Raw genomic sequence first — 17616 nt, forward strand, 5'->3', positions numbered from 1 at the left:
CCTGGGGCGGTGGCGATGACCGATCGCGCCACCGCCCGCCAGCTCGCCCGGCTGTCCGCGGCGCTGCACGTGCCCGTCGAGCGGCTCGACCACCTCGCCGCCCTCGACATCGAGGACCTGGCCGTGCTCACCGACCGGGTGCTGGCCAGGCTGCATGCCCGCTACGCCGCCCGCTACCGACGCCTCTACCGGCTCGGCCGCCGGTTTCCGCAGCGGCGCGCGGTGCCCTTCGCGGTGCGGCTGTTGCCGCCACGTCTGCTCGGTCGCGTCATCACCGCCGCGTTGTCGGACGAACACGACGTGGACACCGCCGCGGAGTCGCTGAACTCGATCGATCCCACGGTGATCGCCGACGCCGCGCCCTTCATCGACCCCGCGGCCATCGGCCGTGCCGCCCACCTGACCTCGAGTGAGGTCGTCGGCGAGGTGATGGCCGAACTGCTGCGCCGCCAGGATTTCGCCACGGCCGACCTGTTCGTGGACTACATGACGGCGCACATGAACGCCCCCGCAACCGAACCCGCGGTGCCCGCCGCACCCACGCCGCGCCGCCTGGGCGATCGGCTGACCGCCTTCGCGAAGAGGGGCCGGTCATGACCGAGCGCCACCACGGAGGTGTCCCGTTCACGTCCGGCAGGCGCGGTGCGAGCGCCATCCGCGACGTCTCCGACACCGCGCGCTGGGTGGCCGTCCACCGGGGACGGGAATCCCTGCGTCCCGATGCCCTGTTCCACGACCCGCTGGCCGCCGAACTCGTCGGCGCGGACGGCGCGGACCTGGCCGACCCGCGCCTGCTGCCGCCCGGCGCCCGCGACCACTGGCCCACCGTGGTGCGCACCCGGCTCATCGACGACCTGCTGTCGCGCTCGATCGCCGAGGGCTGCGATCGGGTCGTGAACCTGGCCGCGGGCCTGGACACCCGGCCGTACCGGCTCCCTCTGCCCCCGGACCTCGGCTGGTACGAGGCCGATCTGCCCGATATGGTCGCAGGCAAGGACCGCGTGCTCGCCGGGCGCACGCCGCACTGCCGCCGGATCAGTCGCGCTCTGGACGTGACCGACCGTCCCGCGCTGGAGGATTTCCTCGCCGAGGCCACCGCGGGCGCGGCCCGCCCGCTGGTGCTCACCGAGGGACTGTTGCCGTACCTGCCCGAGCCGCGCGTGCGCGACATCCGCGCCGCCGTGGGCGCCGCACCCGTGCACTGGTGGGTGTTCGACCACTGGTCGCCGCTGATGCTGCGCGCGGTCAACACCCTGCTCGGCGGCGTCCTCGGCTCGGCGACTTGGCAGTTCGCCGCCCCGCTGACCTACTTCGACGGCTGGACGCTCGACAGCGCGCGGTCGATTTTTCGCGCCGCCGCCCGGCTGCGGCGCGCCCCGCTGCCGTTCGCGCCATGGGCACTGCTGCCCGACCGGGGACTGCTCGGGCGACCGGAGAAATCACGCGTCTGGTGTGCGACCGTGCGCCTGCGCCGCGCGCCAGGAACAGGATCGGCATGAACACCATTCCCTCGGGTGGCCGCGTGGTCGGGCACGCGGTGGTCCTCGGCGGCGGCTTCGCCGGGATCCTCGCGGCGGGCGCGATCGCCCCGTACGCGGAAACGGTCACGGTGCTCGACCGCGACGAGCCGCACGTCGCGCCGCAGCGGCGTCGTGGCGTCCCGCAGGACCGCCATCCGCATTTCCTCGGGCCCGGCGGCGCCGAATCGATCGAGGCCATGCTGCCCGGCGCGCACGCCGCGCTGTGGTCGGCAGGCGCCCGGCGTATCCGCACCACCGAGGACATGCTGCTCTACCTCAGCGCGGGTGGCTGGCTGCCGCGCTACCGGACCGAGCGGTTCGGCGTGGCGTGCAGCCGATCCCTGCTCGATCACGTGCTGCGCGAACGGGTCAGGCAGTTCGGCAATGTCGATTTCCGGGGCGACTGCCTGCCCACCGGACTGCTCGGTGACGCCCGCGCGGTCACCGGCGTGGCCTATCGGGATCTGCGCGACCGGTCCGGGCTCCGCTCGCTGCCCGCCGATCTCGTGGTCGACGCCACCGGCCGCGCGTCCCGCGCCTCGGCGCTGCTGGCCGGTCTCGGCGTGGGCGAGGCGCCCGTTCAGGTGGTCGACGCCGGGCACTCGTATGCCACCCGCCTCTATCGCGCCCGCCCCGGTGCCGAGACGAGCACCCCGCTGGTGCTGATCCAGGCCGAGACCGGGCGGGGCAGGCCCTCCGGCAACGGTGCGCTGCTGCCCATCGAAGACGGGGTGTGGATCGTCACCCTCGGCGGGCTGCGCGGGGCCGCGGTCCCCGACACCGGGGACGACTACCTCGGCTACGCCCGCCACGCACTGGGCACCCCGCTGCTGGCCGACCTGCTCGCCGACGCCGAACCGATCACCCCTGTCGTCCGCTCCCGCAGCACCTTCAACCGCAGGCACCGCTTCGACCGGCTCTCCGGGTGGCCGCGCGGGTTCCTCGTCCTCGGTGACGCGGTGACCGCGCTGAACCCGGTCTACGGGCAGGGCCTCACCGTCGCCGCGCGCGGTGCGGCGGCCTTGCGATCGGCGCTGGCCGAGGGCGAGCCGGTCACCCGGCGGCTGCAACGCGCCGTCGCCCGCTCGGCGGTACTGGCCTGGGAAGTGTCCACCCGCCAGGACCGGCGCTTCCCCCGCACTGTCGGCCCGGCACTCGGCCGGATCGACCGGCTCGCGCACGGCTACGCCGACCGGGTGATGCGCGCCGCCCAGTCCCGGCCCGCGGTCGGTGCCCGCCTCATCGACGCGATGTTCCTGGCCGCGCCCGCGGTGCGCAGCGTCGGGCACCCCGTGGTGGCGCTGGCCGCCGCGCTCGACGGCGGTGCTCCGCACCTGACCACGCCGCCGCTGACCGAGCGGGAGCGAGCGGTGCTGACCGGGGGACACCGATGACCGGACCGGGCGAACCGATCGCGATCGTCGGCATGGCGGGCCGGTTCCCCGGCGCGGACAGCGTCGCGGACCTGTGGCGTCTGTTGTGCGCGGGCACCGATGCCGTCCGCGCCGCCCCACCGGAGGGCCGGGATATCGCACCGGCGTCCGGCGGCGATGTCCGTGTCCCCACGGCGGGCGGCTTCCTCGACGACGTGGCAGGCTTCGACGCCACCCTGTTCGGCATCTCCCCGCGCGAAGCCGCCGACATCGATCCGCAGCAGCGCCTGTTCCTCGAAACCGCCTGGCGGGCACTCGAAGACGCGAACACGCCCGCCGACCGGTTGCGTGGTACCCGGACAGGCGTCTACGCGGGCGCCTCCTGGCACGACTACGCCACGCTGCGCTCGCGCACCGCGGTGCCGCCGACCCCGCACAGCGTGGTCGGCTCGGCGCTGGACATGATCGCGACCCGCGTTTCCTACACCCTCGAGATCACCGGCCCGAGCATGACCGTCGAAACCGGCTGCTCCTCGGCCTCGGTCGCCGTCGACCTGGCCGTCCGAGCGCTGCGCTCCGGCGATATCGAGGCCGCGCTGGTCGGCGGGGTGAATCTGATCCTCGGACCGGAGGTGACCGCCGGTCTCGCCCATTTCGGCGCGCTGTCCCCGGACGGGCGCTGCGCGGCATTCGGCGCGGGCGCGAACGGTTTCGTGCGCGGCGAAGGCGTGGCCGTGCTCTACCTGAAGACGCTGTCGGCCGCTCGGCGCGACGGTGACCCGATCCGCGCGACCATCGTCGCAACGGCGGTGAACAACGACGGCGGGGGCGAAAGCCTGGTCACGCCCAGCCTCGCCGGCCAGCGCGACCTGTTGCGCCGCGCCTATCTCCACACCGGTCTGGATCCGGCGCGGCTCGGGTACCTCGAAGCGCACGGCACCGGCACCGGCCGCGGCGACCCCGTCGAAGCGGGCGCGCTGGGGACGATCCTCGGTCGCCGCCGCCCACCGGACGCGGGCCCGCTGCCGATCGGCTCGATCAAGTCCGCCATCGGCCACCTGGAAGCCGCCGCGGGCATCGCCGGTCTGGTCAAAGCCGTGCTCTGCCTGGAACATCGGCACCTGCCCGCCACGCTGCACGCCGACACCCTCCGCCCGGACATCGACTTCGACACCCTGGGCGTGCGGGTGATGCGCGTTCCCGCCGCGCTGCCCGTCGGCCCCGGGACGCTCGTCGGTGTCAACTCGTTCGGCTGGGGCGGCACCAATGTCCACATCGTCCTCGGGCCCGCACCCGAGCCCACCGCTGTACCGGCCGCCCCGGTGCCTCGGTCCGGGAGGGCCGGCACGACCGTCGCCGACGGGTCGCCCGGGGTGGATGGTGTGTCGCGCGCACCGGGATCGCGCACTACGCCGGAACCCGGTGATGTGCCGGGCGCGCACGGAGCCTCCGCGGGTGCCGAAGCCTTCGGGCCTCGGAATGTGCCCGGATCCGGCGGAGCGCCGGAAACATCCGGCGTTCTGATGGTCTCGGCGCAGGACGGTGCGACGCTACGCGAGCGCTGCGGAGCGCTGGCCGATCTGCTGACCTCGGATGCCACCACCATCGACGAGATGGGCGCGGCCCTGGCGGCTTTCGCGCCCGCCCTGCCCTGGCGCGCGGCCTTCCTCGTCGGCGACCACGCGGAAGCGGCGCCCGCGCTCGGCGCGTTCCGGGACGGGGGCCCCGACTCGCCCACGGTGCTGTCCGGACGCGCCCGCCCGGTCGGTCGGGTGGCTTTCGTCTTCCCCGGCCAGGGCTCGCAATGGCACAGCCCGGCCAGCGGCCTGTACGGCCGGGAACCGACGTTCACCGAGGTCGTCGACGACTGCGCGGCCGCCCTCGCCCGGCATGTGGACTGGGACGCCCACGCCGTGCTGACCGGCGCGGCCGGGCCCGGCTGGCTGGCCCGCGTCGACCAGGTGCAACCCGTGCTGTGGGCGTATTCGCTCGCCCTCGCGGCGCAGTGGCGTGCCATGGGCGTGCACCCGGATGTGGTGATCGGCCACAGCCAGGGCGAAATCGCCGCGGCGACCCTGGCCGGCCTGCTCGATGTCCGGTCCGCGGCCCGCATCGTCGCCCGCCGCAGCGCCGCCCTGCGCACGGTGGCGGGCACCGGCCGGATGCTGGCCGTCGACCTGTCCGCCGACGAGATCCCCGACGCCATAGCGGGTTTCGAGAGTTCCGTCGGCCTGGCCGTCCACAACGGCCCTCGCTCCTGCGTCCTGTCCGGCGACACCGACGCCGTCGACGCACTCGCCGAAATCCTCACCGCCGACGGCGTGTACTGCAGGCCGGTGAATGTCGACTACGCCTCCCACAGTCCACACATGGACCGCCTCGCCGCCGCCCTGCGCGCCGAACTCGCCGACCTCGGGTCCGCCGCCGAATCCGGCCGGTCACCGAGCGGCGGAATCGAGATGATGTCGACGGTCACCGTGCGTCCGCTGACCGCCCTCGATCCGGGCTACTGGGTCGACAATCTGCGCCGCCCGGTGCGTTTCGCCGAAGCGATGACCGCCGTGTTCGACGCGGGCGTCACCCATGTGATCGAGGTCGCCCCGCATCCGGTCCTGACTCCCGCCGTGGAACAACTCGCCGCCACCCGCCTCGACCCACCCGTCGTCCTGTCCTCCCTCACGCGCGATCGCGACCCCCTGCGCGAACTCGCCCGCGGCCGAGCCCTCGCCTTCCTGGCCGGACTCCGCCCGGTCGCCGACATCGCACCGCCGGACCGGAACCCGCTGCCGCACACGGTGATGCGCCGCAGCCGGTACTGGCTCCCGCCCGGCGCGCCCACCGAACCCGCCCCCGTGCCGCCGGTCCTGCGCCCCAGCCCCGCCGACCCGGCCGTCCAACAGGCCGCCGTCACATTGACCCGTCACGATCTCGACTGGCTCGGCGACCATCGGGTGGGCGAGGCCGTGATCGCCCCCGCGGTCTTCTTCCTCACCCTCGCCGCCCACACCGGTCCCGACCCCACCACTCCGCGCCGTCTGCGTGATATCCGCTTCCTGAACCCCCTCCCGCTCGACGTGGCCGCGACGGCCTCCCTCGCTCAGTGCGTGGATGTTCTCCGACGCCCAGGGCTCGCCGGAACGGGGGTACTGGAATTCCGCACCAGCACAACCGGACCGGACAGCGGCACACTCCACGCCCACGGCACCGCTGTGCCCGTCACGGACCCGGTCGGCGAGAAATCGGCCCGCGCCACCCCAGTCGCGGATGATTCGCCGCCGCGCGCCACCGTGGACCCGAATGATTCCCCGGTCCGTGCCACGCCGGAATCGGGCGGTCCGCCGACCCGCGCACCCTCACCTGCCCCGCCACCCTGCCGGTCCGAGAGCGACCGAACCGGTGTGGGCGGTCACCGCACCGGCGCTCCGAGTGACCCGGCCCGGGTGACGACCGACATCGACCCCGCGGATTTCTACCGTCGGTGCGAGCGGCGCGGACTGCACTACGGCCCCGAGTTCCGCGGTATCCGCGAACTCCGGGTGACCACGGCCCCCACCGGCCGTTCGGCCCTGGCACGGATCGAAGTGGGTCCGCTCGCCCGAGCACGCGCCGCCGCCGGGGAACTCCACGTCACTCTGCTCGACGCCGCCGCGCAAACCGCGCTGGCCCTCTTCGACCCGTCCATTCGGGCGGACCCGCGTACCGAGCCTTCCGCCCATGCCGACCTCCCTGTCGTCGGTGAGTCCACTGTCCTCGTCACCTCCGCTGGGCCGGTCACGCCCACCGGGGCCACCGTTCCCGCCGGGCAGTCCGCCGGGTCTGCTGCGCCCACCGGGGCCGATGGGCTCGCCGGGCCCATCGGATCCGATGGGCGCGCTGGGCTGATCGGGTCTGCGGTGTCTATCGGGTCCGGTGTGCCCACCTCGACCCCGGAGCCGACCCTGGTCCCCGCGGCGCTCGCCGAATATCGGACCTACCCCGCTCCGGCCGGATTCGTGGACCGGGCCTGGGCGCACGCCGTCCGCACCGGCCCGTACCGCGCCGACATCCATCTCCGCGACGACGAAGGCCGCCTGTTGGCACAGCTCCTCGGTCTCGAGTTGGCCGAGATCGACACGACGGTGGCCGACCCGCGCCGCCGTGACCGGGAGTTCCATGTCGGGTTCGTCCCGGAAACGCGCCGTCCGAGCGAGTCCGGATCGCGGTCGGACAACGACCTTTTCGTGCTCACGGGGGACGACCCCGGATGCGCGCTGCTCGGCGTCGAACTGCGCCGACTCGGTGTGCGCGTCGGCCACGAGATCGTGCCGGGACAACCCACGACGGTCGTCTTCCTCGCGCCTGCGGGCGAAGGGATCGCGGTGCTCGATCCGGCCCGGGACGGCGGGCAGCATCGCCGATTCGGTTCCGGTGGAGCCGGACTCACCGATCAGCGACAACGCTTGGCCGACCTCGCCGACTCGGTACGCGCGTCCTCGGGTGTGGAAGCGCCGCTGCGGTTGGTCGTGGTGACGACCGGCGCACAGGCGGCGACCCCGGAAGAACGTCCAGACCCCGGCGCGGCACTGTACTGGGGTTTCGGTCGTGTCCTGCGCCGCGAGCATCCGGAACTGGCGGCCGTGCTGCTCGATCTCGATCCGGCCGCCGCCGTCACGGACCGCTTCGCCGCCTGCGCCGCCGAGCTGGCCGTCGCGGGCACCGAGGACCAGGTGCTCCTGCGTGCGGGGAATCGTCTCGTCGGGCGCATCACCCGAGGTATACCCGCACAAGGGGTCCGCGCGCCGTGGCGCGGCGCGCGCCGTCCCTTCCGGCTCGGTGCCGGGCCGAATCGCCGGATCGACGAGATCGAGTTCCGGCCCCTCGCCCCGCGCGCCCCCGAAGCGGGCGAGGTGCGGCTGCGTGTCGAGGCGTCGGCGATCAACTTCATCGACCTCATGAAGGTGACAGGTTCCTACCCCGACGACTCGCAGGGCGCCGATCTGCTCGGCGTCGACTGTGCGGGCGTGATCGAGGCGGTCGGTCCCGAAGTGCGTGACCGGGTTCCGGGGCAGCGGGTCGTCGCCTGCGCGTTCGGGGCGCTGGCGTCCCATCTCACGGTCCGCGCCGATCACACCGCGCCGATCCCGGCCGGGATGGCGAGCGCCACGGCTGCGGCGCTGCCGCTCGTGGTCGCTACCGCGTGGCAGGCATTGGCCCGGGTCGCCCGCGTCGAACCGGGGGAGACCGTGCTCATCCACTCCGCGGCGGGCGGGGTGGGCGCGGCGGCGGTCGCCATCACCCGGCACCTGGGTGGGCGGGTGCTGGCCACCGCGGGCAGCGAGCGCCGCCGGGCGTACCTGCGGGCCCTCGGAATCACCGATGTGTTCGACTCCCGGGCCGCCGACTGGCCCGAACAGGTGCGATCGGCGACCGGAGGCCGCGGCGTCGACGTGGTTCTCAACTCCCTGGCGGGCGCGGCCGTCGAATACGGCATCGATGTGCTCGCCGAAGACGGCCGGTTCGTGGAGATCGGCAAACGCGACATCTACGCCGACCGGCGCATCGGCCTGCGCGCCTTCGCGAAAGGTCTCACCCTCGCCGCCGTCGACCTCGGCGGCATGATGACCCGCCGACCGCACCGCTACGCCGCCCTGCTCGGCGAAGCCTGGCGGAGTGTGCTCGACGGCATCGTCGCCGACCTGCCGCTCGCCGTTCACGACTTCGCCGACGCACCGAAGGCGCTGGCCGCGCTCACCGAGGACGAGCGGATCGGCAAGATCGTGCTCACCCGCCCGGAGACGGTCACCGAGGTCGTCCCGGAACCGCTGCCGCACGGGCGATTCCGCGCCGAGGCCACCTACGTGATCACCGGCGGGCACGGCGCTCTCGGCCGCAGCCTGGCCGCCTATCTGCTCGACCACGGCGCGGGCGCGGTCGCGCTGCTCAGCAGCGGCGCCCACCCCGCGCCGGAGGACCCGCGGATCCACGGTTACCGCGCCGACGTGGCCGACCGCGCCGCGCTGGCCGAGGCGCTGGCCGCGATCCGCGCCGATCTGCCGCCCATCCACGGCATCGTCCACGCGGCGGGAGTGCTCGACGACGCCACCGTGCACAGCCTGCGCGCCGACCGGATCGAACGCGTCCTGCGTCCCAAGATCGACGGCGCCCGCCACCTGCACGAACTCACCGCCGAGGACCCGCTCGACCTGTTCGTCCTGTTCTCCTCTGCCGCCGCGCTGGTCGGGAACCCCGGCCAGGCCGCCTACGCGGCCGCCAACGCCTACCTCGACGCGTTCGCCCTGGCGCGCAGGCACGACGGACGCCCCGGCCTGAGCGTGCAGTGGGGGCCGTTCGACGACATCGGCCTGGCCGCGGCCCGCGCCGACCGCGGCGCCCGCCTCGCCGACCGAGGATTGACCGGCATCGCCGCCGGCGAGGCCTGGCACGCCCTGCGAATCTTCCTCACCGAGCACATCGCGGTCACCGGCTATCTCGGTTTCGACCGCCGCCGCTGGTTCGACGCCTACCCCGATTGCGCGGGCCAAGCATCCTGGTCACGGCTGTACGACTCAGGCGACGGCCCCGCGGCTCCGCCGCCGGCGGCGGGCGGACGATTGCGCACCGCGCTGGCGGAGGCGAGCGCGGACGAACGGCGAACGCTGATCCAGGCCGAGGTCACCGCACTGGCGGCGCGAGTCCTGCGCCTGCCCGCCACCGACCTCGACACCGCCGCGCCCCTGCGCGCCCTCGGCTTGGACTCCCTGCTCGGCCTCGAACTGCGCAACCAGCTCGAAACCACCTTCGCCCTGCGTCTTTCGGCGACCCTGCTGTGGACCTACGGCACCACCGCCGCGCTGGCGACGGCGATCGACGAACGACTCGCCGCCGAACCGGCGTGACCCGAGGAGCAGCCATGCAACAGGCAGAACCGATGCCGATCAGCACCGAGGACACCGCGCTGCGCCGCGCGACCAGGACCATCCAGCGTCTGCGCGCCGAACTGGCCGCCGCCGAAACGGCCGGGACACCCGGCCCGATCGCCGTCCTCGGCGCCGGACTGCGTCTGGCAGGCGGCATCGGGGACCTCGACAGCTACTGGACCGCGCTGCGTGCGGGCCGTGACCTGATCACCCGCATGCCCGGCCACCGCCGCTGGCCGTTCGACGACCAGTGGGCACAACTGCCGACCCGCGGCAGCTTCCTGCCCGACGCCCTCGACTTCGATCCCGGCTTCTTCGGCATCACCCCACGGGCCGCCCGCGCCATCGACCCCCAGCACCGGCTCCTGCTGGAAGTCACCTGGGAGGCGATCGCGCATGCCGGGCTCGACCACGACCGGCTGCGCGATCAGCGCGTCGGCGTCTTCGTGGGCCTCACCGGCCGTCAGGACTACGCCGATTGGGCGGGCAGCCACGTCGATGCCTTCTGGGCCACCGGCAACGGCCACAGCTTCGCTCCCGGCCGCATCGCCTACACCTTCGGATTCACCGGGCCCGCCGTCGCGGTCGACTCGGCCTGTTCGTCCTCGCTGGTCGCCGTGCACCAGGCTGTCGGCGCGCTCCGGCGCGGTGAGGTCGACCTCGCGGTGGCGGGCGGAGTCAACCTGATTCTGGCTCCCGGCTCGACTCGAGCCATCGAACAGACCACATCGCTGGCACCCGACGGCATCTGCAAGACCTTCGACGCCCGCGCCAACGGCTACGTGCGCGGGGAAGGTGCCGCGATGGTCGTGTTGAAACGCCTCACCGACGCCGAGCGCGACAATGATCCGATGCTCGGGGTCGTCCTCGGGACCGCGGTCAACCAGGACGGCCGCTCCTCCGGTTTCACGGCCCCGAACGCCGAAGCCCAGCGTCGCGTGATCGCCGCGGCCCTCGCCGACGCGGGCCGCTCGCCCGCCGACATCGGGTATGTGGAGGCCCACGGCACCGGAACCGCCCTCGGCGACCCCATCGAGATGGCGGGCATCGTCGCCGCGCTCGGCGCCCGCAACGACGGCCGCACACTGCACGTCGGCTCGGTCAAGACCAATCTCGGCCATTCCGAGGCCGCCTCCGGCATCGTCGGCCTCCTCAAAGCTTTGCTGTGCCTGCGCGAACGAACCATCGTCCCGCTGGTGCACTTCCGGACCCCGAACCCGCGCATCGACCTGTCCGGCACCGCCATCCGGCTCGCCGCCGAGGCCACCCCCTGGTCCGACAGCGACAGCGGCCCGCTGGCGGGCATCAGCTCGTTCGGCATCGTCGGCACCAACGCGCACGCCGTGCTCGGCCCGGTTCCGGGCACACCCCCACCGCACCCGCGGGTTCGCCCGCCGTGGCAGCGAATCCCGTGCTACCCGGGCTTTCTCGGAGATCCGCCACCGATGGACGCGCCCTGACCGCGTCGTCCCCAGCCGCCCCCGCCGCCGGTCGCCGTGGCGCCGATGCCCGGCTACGCCGACGGACATCGAGGACGGCGGGGCGGGTAGGCCGGGTCGTGTGGTGGGGCCGGTCGGAAACCGGCCGAGGGGACCGGGGGCGGTCGGCCCGCGCCCTCAGAGCGGCTGGGAGGTGTCCGTCAGGCGACCCGGGTCGACGGGCTCGCCCGCGGTGATCAATTCCTTGATCCGGTCGGTCACGTCCCAGACGTTGACGTTCATCCCGGCCAGCACCCGGTGCGCCGGATCGAGCCAGAACGCCACGAACTCCCGGCTCGTCACGTCGCCGCGCACGACCACCCGCGCGTCGGTACCCGGCGCGACGAAGCCGGTGTACTCCATGCCGAGGTCGTACTGGTCGGTGAAGAAGTAGGGCAGCCGGTCATAGGAGGCCGCGCGGTCGAGCATGGTCGCCGCCGCCACCTCCGGCTGGTTCAGCGCGTTCGCCCAGTGCTCCACGCGCACCCGCGTGCCCAGGTGCGGATGATCCTGTTCGGCGATGTCGCCGACGGCCACGATGTCGGGATCGCTGGTGCGCAGTCCCGCATCGACCAGCACGCCGCTGTGGATCGCCAACCCCGCCTGATGCGCGAGCGCGAGATCCGGGTCCGCGCCGACCGCGATCAGGACCGCGTCGGCCGGCGCCGCCGAGCCGTCGGCCAGGCTCAACCCCGTCGCGACGCCGTGGTCGTCGGTGGTGATCTCGGTGACCTGCACGCCGAGTCGCAGGTCGACGCCGTGCCCGCGATGCAGTTCGGCGAAGACTGTGCCCATCTCCCGGCCGAGCGGGCCGATCAGTGGCTGGGCGGCGGTCTCGACCACCGTCACCTCGCACCCGCGGGTCCGCGCGGCGGCCGCGACCTCGAGGCCGATCCAGCCCGCGCCGATGATCGCCAGCCGGGCTCGCCGCTCCAGCAACTCCGACAGTGTGCGGGCGTCGTCGATGGAGCGCAGCGTATGGACATTCGGGGCGTCCGCGCCGGAGATCGGCAGCCGGCGCGCGGAGGAACCGGTGGCCAGCGCGAGTTTGTCGTAGGCAAGTGTCGAACCATCCGGCAGCGCCACCGTTTTCGCCGCGGCGTCGATGCCGGTGACGGTGGTGCCGAGCATGACTTCGACGTGGTGGTCGCGATACCACTGCGCCGCCTCCACGGTGAAGTCCGGCAATTGCTTCTTGCCGAGCAGGAACTCCTTGGACAGCGGTGGCCGCTCGTAGGGCAGATGTTCCTCGCGGCCGATGAGGGTGAGCGAGCCGTCGAAGTCGGCGGCGCGTAGCGCCCGAGCCAGTCCTGCCGCGGCGAGGCCGCCGCCCACGATCACGAAACGCCGATTCGAGGTCATCGCGAACTCCTTCGGTGCCGAGGGACTCGTCGCCCCCGACCCTACTGTCACCGGTGTGTTCGCGCGGTCGGTTCGCGATCTACCCGCGCGAGGCGGCGGCCTTCGCCGAGGGCGAAATGGGAACGAATCGGCGGCCGGGATGGTTGCCAGGAACGACGCGTGCGTCACCGCCGCGTCCGCCGACTGATCGAGAGGAACGACACGTGACCGAGACGGGCACCGAGAAAGATGTCGCCGATTTCTGGTTCGATCCGCTGTGCCCCTGGTGCTGGATCACCTCGCGCTGGATTCTCGAGGTCGAGAAGGTCCGCGGCATCGAAGCTCGCTTCCACGTCATGAGCCTGGCCGTGCTGAACGAGGGCCGCGATCTTCCGGAGAACTACGCCGAGATGATGAAGAGCGCGTGGGGCCCGGTCCGGGTCGCGATCGCCGCCGCCCAGCAGCACGGCGACAAGGTGCTCGCACCGCTCTACACCGCGATGGGCACCCGCATCCACGAGCGCAAGGAGGCCTACGAGCGCGAGGACCGCGCGGAGTCGCTGCGCGCGGTGGTCGTCGACGCCCTCGCCGAGGTCGGCCTGCCCGCCGAGCTCATCGCCGCGGCCGACAGCACCGACTACGACGAGGCGCTGCGCGCCAGCCATCACGCGGGTATGGACGCGGTCGGCCCGGACGTCGGCACCCCGACCATCCACGTCAACGGCATCGCGTTCTTCGGGCCGGTGCTCTCGCGCATCCCGCGTGGCGAGGACGCGGGCAAGATCTGGGACGGCGTCGTCGCCCTGGCCTCCTACCCGTACTTCTACGAACTCAAGCGCACCCGCACCGAAGGCCCGATCTTCGACTGAGCCCTCCGATCCCCGGGCGGGTGCCTACCCGCTCGGGAACCCGCGCTCAGACAACGGATTTCGGTGGCAGGCTCGGCGCCTCGCCGTAGCGCGGTCCGCCCACGCCGAACCCGGCGGGCCGCGCGGCGGGCCGCCAGAACAACTTTCCGTGCCTGCTGCGATCACGCAGCGCCGACATCCGCCAGGTCAGCACCGGATGAGTCGACATCGCGTTGACCAGCCAGACGAACCCGCCCTGTTCGGTCGCGGCCCGGTCGGCCATCTCGTCGAACCCGACCATGGTGTTGAGGTACTTGCCCGCGGCCAGTGTGCCCATCGCCGCCGCCGCGCCGTTCGCGCGATGGCAGTAGCCGTAGTTGTCGGCGGTGTACTCCTGCGCGCGGCTCAGCGACGACCCCAGAATCGGCAGGAACGGCACCAGGAACATGCCCAGCTGACGCCAGTAGGAGACGTGCCCGGCCGCGATGTGGCCGACCTCGTGCCCGATGATGAACGCCAGCGCGTCGGGCTCGCGCGCTTGCCCGCCGACCTCGAACAGATCGCTGTACACCACCACGAACCGCCGGAAGCCGTGGCCGGAGGCGAAGGCGTTGATCTGCCCGTTGCCGAGAACGACGTAGGCATCGGGCGCCTCACGCATACCGAAGCGCTGCGCCGCCTCGGCCACCATGCGGTAGCCCTCGGGGAACTGCGTGGGCGACATCTTCACCGCCCCGACCCGCTGGGCGGCGTAGTTGAACCCGCGTCCCGCCCACACCAGCACCGGTGCGAAGACCAGCAACAGCAGATAGTCGCCCGGTGTGATGCCCTCCAGGATCGCGACGGCGAACAGTCCGAGCGCGACCACATACGCCAGCACGGTGCACAGCACGACGACCACCAGCAGCGGGATCTCCCAGCTGTGCCGGGCGGGCATGCCCCACGGCGCCAGCCCGCGCGGCCCGTTGTCGGGCGGCAGATGCGCGGGTCGGATGCCGGCTCCCAGCGACGCGGACGCATACCCGGCGGTGGGTCCGCCGGACGGCGGGTACCCCCAGCCGCTCGCAGGCCCGGACACATCGACGGGGCCTGCGTATCTGGGGGCCAGGTCCTGCGGTGGCGGCTGGGGCGCCGGTTCGGGCGAGTACATGGAACACAGCCTATGGGGCGGTCCCCCTGGGCGCAGGCGCGGAACGACCTGCGACAATCGCAGCCATGCGCGTATACCTTGGTGCCGACCATGCCGGCTTCGAACTGAAGAATCACGTGAAGGCTCATCTCGAGCAGGCGGGCCACGACGTCGTGGACTGCGGCGCGCTGGAATACGACGCTCTCGACGACTACCCTGCCTTCTGCATCGAGGCCGCGCGCCGCACCGTCGCCGATCCGGGCAGCCTCGGCCTGGTGTTCGGCGGCTCCGGCAACGGCGAGCAGATCGCCGCCAACAAGGTGCCCGGCGCCCGCTGCGCGCTGGCCTGGAGCGTGGAGACCGCCAAGCTCGCCCGCGAGCACAACAATGCCCAGCTGATCGGCATCGGCGGGCGCATGCACTCCACCGAGGAGGCGCTGGCCATCGTCGACGCCTTCGTCTCGACCGCCTGGTCGGAGGAGCCGCGCCATCAGCGCCGCATCGACATCCTGGCCGAATACGAGAAGTCCGGCGAAGCTCCCGCGGTACCCGCGTACTGAGTTCGCTCGACCCTCGGGGGAAGACCACCATGCCGGAAGGGCACACCCTGCACCGGCTCGCCGATCAGCACCGCCGTCGCTTCGCGGGCGGCCCGGTGCGGGTGACGAGCCCGCAGGGGCGTTTCGCCGAGGGCGCCGCGCTGGTCGACGGGCGGACGCTGCACGACAGCACGGCGCACGGCAAACACCTGTTGCACCACTACGACAACGGCCTGACCGTGCATGTGCACCTCGGCCTGTACGGTGCGTTCCACGATGCGCCGCTGCCGATGGGCCCGCCGGTCGGCGCGGTGCGGATGCGGCTGATCGGCCGCGAGCACGGCACCGATCTGCGTGGTCCGGCCGCGTGCGAGGTGCTGCTGCCCCCGCAGGTCGATGCGCTGCTCGCCCGGCTCGGCCCGGACCCGCTGCGCGCCGACGCCGACCCCGAGCAGGCATGGCGGCGAATCCGTCGCTCGCGCAGGCCGATCGGGGCGTTGCTGATGGATCAGAAGGTCCTCGCGGGCGTCGGCAATGTCTACCGCGCCGAGGTTCTCTTCCGGCACGGCATCTCCCCCTACCGTCCCGGCGTGGACATCGACGCCGAGGAATGGAAGGCGATCTGGGCGGATCTGGTGGAGCTCATGCCGATCGGCGTGGAGACCGGCCGCATGCACGTGGTGCGCCCCGAACACGATCACGGCGAACCGTCCTACGCTCCGGACCGCCCGCGCACCTATGTCTACCGCCGGCCGGGAGCGGGCTGCCGGGTGTGCGGCTCGCCGGTAGCCCATGCGGTGCTCGAAGGCCGGAATCTGTTCTGGTGCCCGGAGTGCCAACCGCGCTGATCGCTCACCCGCGGCGGGAGCGAGGCGCCCGAGGGGGTGGCGCCACGCCGTCCGACACTCCGTTTCAGCCCGCGACCGCCGCGTCGATACCCGGTTCGTCGGCGCCCGCGAACACGAATCGCCGCCCGCCCGCCGTCTTGGCCGAGTACATCGCGCGGTCGGCGCGGCGTAGCAGATCGGTGAAGTCGGACCGGGCGCCCGGCGCGTCGAACGCGGTACCGACACTGGCCGACACCGGGACCGGCCCCGCGGAGGACCACACCGGGTCGCGCAGGGTGGCGACGATCCGGTGCGCGATCTCGGCCAGCGCGTCACCGTCGCGATTGACCGCGAGCACGAATTCGTCACCGCCGTAACGACAGATCACCGTGTCGGCCGGACAGACCTCGCGCAGCCGGTTGGCCAGCTCCACCAGCACCTCGTCGCCGACGGCGTGGCCGTAGGAGTCGTTGATCTGCTTGAACCTGTCCAGGTCGATGAGCAGCAGGCCGACGCAGCTGGCCGGATCCTCGGCCATCTGGCGCACCCGGTCCTGCAGCAGGGTGCGGTTGGCGAGATCGGTCAGCGCGTCGTGGGTCGCTTCGTGACGCAGACGGTGCTGAAGCGCGGCGATCTCCTGCACTCGTCGAGACACCTTGGCCGACAGACTCTGCTCCTGATAGGCGAGTGCGCGCTCCTGCAGCGCCTGGGCATAGCTGTCGATCGCCTGACTGGCCACGAACGGCCATCGGGTCGCCACCAGCGAACCCGGCCGCCCGGAAGGGAACCCGAGCAGCCAGCGACTCGCCTGGGCAAGCATCCTGGTCCGTTCGAACGGCGGCTCGGCCATGCGGGCACCGAGCATCCGCGCGGCGGGCACCGGAAACGGCTCGTACCTGGCCAGATGGAGCAATTGGTCGACGATCTCGACGAGGACGGGTTCGAGCTGCTGCGGTGTGGTGTGTGAGCCCGGTTCGGAGCAGACAGCCCGCGCCCAGGCGCGGCACATCGCGGCCACGGGAGGTTCGATGTCGCTCGTCATCGCACCCACCGGCCCCGTCCGGTACTGCCACGCGGTAGTGCCCACCTCGTCAGGTGCACGGTCACCGCCCCCTTTCCAGATACCCCCGTCCGGCACATGGATCGTAGCAAGGTGTACGCCGCTGAAAAACGCCGTTCTACAACGAGTTTTCCCTTGCCGGGTGCGACGATCCGCTGTGTGATCGTCTCAACAGCGACGGCGTTACACCCGAATCGGGATTCGCTGGAGGGTCGCCGCGGACACGCCGTGGATGTGCTGCCCCGAGCGATGTCCTCCGTCCACCGAACGGAGGACGCCGGAGACGGCGTTTCCCTTGCCGCGCCCGCCCATGGACCGCACCGGTGCTGAAACCTGTTCTCGTGGGCTGGAGGCGGCAGGGATGGGGGCGCGATTGGCGCACGCGACGGTCATTCGGTACAGTCGGTGCGCACACGACATCGTGGCGATCCCATCGATGTCGTATGCCTGCGGGCGTAGTTCAATGGTAGAACCTCAGCCTTCCAAGCTGATGGTGCGGGTTCGATTCCCGTCGCCCGCTCAACACCGGCTCGACGCCGACCGATCGCAGGTCAAGCGCAGATTCGGCCAGACACGACGAAACCCGGGCAGCCTCACAACTGGCC

The 17616-nt window shown here is 72.4% G+C and carries 11 protein-coding genes and 1 tRNA gene; 9 read left to right on the forward strand and 3 right to left on the reverse strand.

The window, feature by feature from the left end:
- Positions 1-15 precede the first annotated feature (15 nt).
- From IU449_RS25130 to IU449_RS25150, 5 genes are read left to right on the forward strand one after another with little or no spacing between them, the layout of a single operon-like run.
- Positions 16-597 (forward strand): hypothetical protein, encoded by a 582-nt coding sequence (locus IU449_RS25130; protein ID WP_195004607.1) that lies wholly within the window; start codon positions 16-18, stop codon positions 595-597.
- On the forward strand, positions 594-1499 hold the full coding sequence (locus tag IU449_RS25135) for a class I SAM-dependent methyltransferase (protein WP_195004608.1): 906 nt from the start codon (positions 594-596) through the stop codon (positions 1497-1499). The genes IU449_RS25130 and IU449_RS25135 overlap by 4 nt, the downstream gene beginning before the upstream one ends.
- The gene (locus tag IU449_RS25140; RefSeq protein WP_195004609.1) at positions 1496-2914 is read left to right on the forward strand and encodes an NAD(P)/FAD-dependent oxidoreductase; all 1419 of its coding nucleotides are present in this window, start codon (positions 1496-1498) and stop codon (positions 2912-2914) included. Before IU449_RS25135 ends, IU449_RS25140 begins: the two co-directional genes overlap by 4 nt.
- Positions 2911-9768 carry a type I polyketide synthase gene (locus IU449_RS25145; RefSeq protein ID WP_195004610.1) on the forward strand — a complete coding sequence of 2286 codons (6858 nt, stop codon included), beginning with the start codon at positions 2911-2913 and terminating at the stop codon, positions 9766-9768. The genes IU449_RS25140 and IU449_RS25145 overlap by 4 nt, the downstream gene beginning before the upstream one ends.
- Positions 9769-9782: 14 nt before the next feature.
- Complete coding sequence (locus IU449_RS25150; protein ID WP_228805665.1) at positions 9783-11249, forward strand: polyketide synthase; 1467 nt, start codon at positions 9783-9785, stop codon at positions 11247-11249.
- 156 nt (positions 11250-11405) lie between these two features.
- Here IU449_RS25150 and IU449_RS25155 read toward each other — a convergent pair whose 3' ends face one another.
- The gene (locus IU449_RS25155) at positions 11406-12629 is read right to left on the reverse strand and encodes an NAD(P)/FAD-dependent oxidoreductase (protein WP_195004611.1); all 1224 of its coding nucleotides are present in this window, start codon (positions 12627-12629) and stop codon (positions 11406-11408) included.
- 203 nt (positions 12630-12832) lie between these two features.
- Here IU449_RS25155 and IU449_RS25160 point away from each other — a divergent pair, with 203 nt between their 5' ends.
- Positions 12833-13477 (forward strand): DsbA family oxidoreductase, encoded by a 645-nt coding sequence (locus IU449_RS25160; RefSeq protein ID WP_324188428.1) that lies wholly within the window; start codon positions 12833-12835, stop codon positions 13475-13477.
- Between the two features lie 46 nt (positions 13478-13523).
- On the opposite strand, the gene IU449_RS25165 is transcribed toward IU449_RS25160, so the two are convergent.
- Entirely contained in the window at positions 13524-14606 is a 1083-nt protein-coding gene (locus tag IU449_RS25165; protein ID WP_416382238.1) for a M48 family metallopeptidase, read from the reverse strand.
- 65 nt (positions 14607-14671) lie between these two features.
- On the opposite strand from IU449_RS25165, the gene IU449_RS25170 reads away from it, so the two are divergent.
- A complete protein-coding gene (locus IU449_RS25170) occupies positions 14672-15145 on the forward strand; it encodes a ribose-5-phosphate isomerase (RefSeq protein WP_195004612.1) in 474 nt (157 codons plus the stop codon).
- 29 nt (positions 15146-15174) lie between these two features.
- Positions 15175-15972: an Fpg/Nei family DNA glycosylase gene (locus IU449_RS25175; protein ID WP_195004613.1), complete on the forward strand. Its 798-nt coding sequence runs from the start codon at positions 15175-15177 to the stop codon at positions 15970-15972.
- A gap of 64 nt (positions 15973-16036) precedes the next feature.
- Here the strand turns inward: IU449_RS25175 and IU449_RS25180 are convergent, their stop codons facing one another.
- Entirely contained in the window at positions 16037-16993 is a 957-nt protein-coding gene (locus tag IU449_RS25180; protein ID WP_195004614.1) for a GGDEF domain-containing protein, read from the reverse strand.
- Positions 16994-17460: 467 nt separating this feature from the next.
- Here IU449_RS25180 and IU449_RS25185 point away from each other — a divergent pair.
- A tRNA-Gly gene (locus IU449_RS25185) sits at positions 17461-17531 on the forward strand.
- Positions 17532-17616: the final 85 nt, after the last annotated feature.

Source organism: Nocardia higoensis (genome assembly GCF_015477835.1).
Taxonomy (GTDB): Bacteria; Actinomycetota; Actinomycetes; order Mycobacteriales; family Mycobacteriaceae; genus Nocardia; species Nocardia higoensis_A.

What these genes read in the sequence shown, in the direction of transcription:
- IU449_RS25130 (WP_195004607.1), top strand. Translation starts at nt 16, where the DNA reads ATGACCGATCGCGCCACCGCCCGCCAGCTCGCCCGGCTGTCCGCGGCG.
- IU449_RS25135 (WP_195004608.1), top strand. Translation starts at nt 594, where the DNA reads ATGACCGAGCGCCACCACGGAGGTGTCCCGTTCACGTCCGGCAGGCGC.
- IU449_RS25140 (WP_195004609.1), top strand. Translation starts at nt 1,496, where the DNA reads ATGAACACCATTCCCTCGGGTGGCCGCGTGGTCGGGCACGCGGTGGTC.
- IU449_RS25145 (WP_195004610.1), top strand. Translation starts at nt 2,911, where the DNA reads ATGACCGGACCGGGCGAACCGATCGCGATCGTCGGCATGGCGGGCCGG.
- IU449_RS25150 (WP_228805665.1), top strand. Translation starts at nt 9,783, where the DNA reads ATGCAACAGGCAGAACCGATGCCGATCAGCACCGAGGACACCGCGCTG.
- IU449_RS25155 (WP_195004611.1), bottom strand. Translation starts at nt 12,629, where the DNA reads ATGACCTCGAATCGGCGTTTCGTGATCGTGGGCGGCGGCCTCGCCGCG.
- IU449_RS25165 (WP_416382238.1), bottom strand. Translation starts at nt 14,606, where the DNA reads ATGTACTCGCCCGAACCGGCGCCCCAGCCGCCACCGCAGGACCTGGCC.
- IU449_RS25170 (WP_195004612.1), top strand. Translation starts at nt 14,672, where the DNA reads ATGCGCGTATACCTTGGTGCCGACCATGCCGGCTTCGAACTGAAGAAT.
- IU449_RS25175 (WP_195004613.1), top strand. Translation starts at nt 15,175, where the DNA reads ATGCCGGAAGGGCACACCCTGCACCGGCTCGCCGATCAGCACCGCCGT.
- IU449_RS25180 (WP_195004614.1), bottom strand. Translation starts at nt 16,993, where the DNA reads ATGACGAGCGACATCGAACCTCCCGTGGCCGCGATGTGCCGCGCCTGG.